1 protein-coding gene is annotated in these 1,091 nt (G+C 66.3%); it reads left to right on the top strand.

Translation table 11 applies throughout. The features are described from left to right. Positions 1 to 1,091, top strand: a 1,091-nt coding sequence (locus PARJ55_RS22825) for an IS66 family transposase (RefSeq protein ID WP_232215765.1), incomplete at both ends; no start/stop codon positions are given.

The following is a 1,091-nucleotide window of genomic DNA, read 5'->3' as shown; positions in this document are numbered from 1 at the left end:
GCCTGTGCCGATTGCGGCGGTCGCCTGCGCCGGATCGGCGAGGACGTCACGGAAGAGCTGGAGTATGTTCCTGGGCGCTTCATCGTGAACCGGATTGTCCGCCCCCGGCTGACCTGCGCTTGCTGCGAACGCTTCGTCCAGGCCCCGCTGCCGTCGCGCCCGATCGAGCGCGGTCGCCCCGGGCCGGGTCTGCTGGCCCATGTGCTGGTCAGCAAGTATGCCGACCATCTCCCCCTCTATCGCCAGAGCCAGATCTTCGGCCGCGAAGGGCTCGATCTCGACCGATCGACCCTGGCCGACTGGGTCGGCAAGACCACCACCCTTCTGGAGCCACTGGCCGAGGCCATCGGGCGCCATGTCCTGTCGGCCGAGGCGATCTTCGCCGACGATACGCCGGTGCGGATGCTGGCGCCCGGCACCGGCAAGACCCAGACGGCCCGGCTCTGGACCTATGCCCGCGATGAGCGCCCATGGGATGGCGATGCTCCGCCTGCCGCATGGTATCGCTTCTCGGGCGACCGCAAGGGTCAGCACCCCAAGGATCATCTGGCCCGTTTCCGCGGCTGGATGCATGCCGACGGCTATGCCGGGTTCGAGGATCTCTACCGTTCCGGCGCCATCCGCGAAGTCGCCTGCATGGCCCATGTCAGGCGCAAGTTCGTGGACATCCACCGATCGCAAGGTTCGCCGATCGCTGAGGAGGCCATCGGCCGCATCGCCCGGCTCTATGCCGTCGAGAAGGAAGCCCGAGGTTCGCCACCGGACCGCCGCGCCGAACTCCGTAAGGCACATGCCGCCCCGGTCTTCGATGACCTGGAAGTCTGGCTGGCCATGCAACTCACCACGATCTCGGGGAAATCCCCGCTAGCGGCCGCCATCCGATACGCCCTCACCAGGATGGAACGCCTGCGCCCCTACCTCGACAACGGCATCCTCGAACTCGACAACAACGCCGCCGAACGCGGCATGCGCGCCATCGCGAGTGGTGAGTCATTGTGCCCCTCTTCTTCAAGTATCTGGAAACATTTGAAGTTGGTCTCGGCTAACGGTGTGACGCGGGCGCCCTTTCTGCCGGAGGGCCTTGATGACGT

The organism is Paracoccus sp. J55 (assembly GCF_000513975.1).
In the GTDB taxonomy this organism is placed as follows: domain Bacteria; phylum Pseudomonadota; class Alphaproteobacteria; order Rhodobacterales; family Rhodobacteraceae; genus Paracoccus.
Note: the sequence above shows the minus strand (reverse complement) of the source record. Positions and strands in the feature narration are given on the sequence as shown.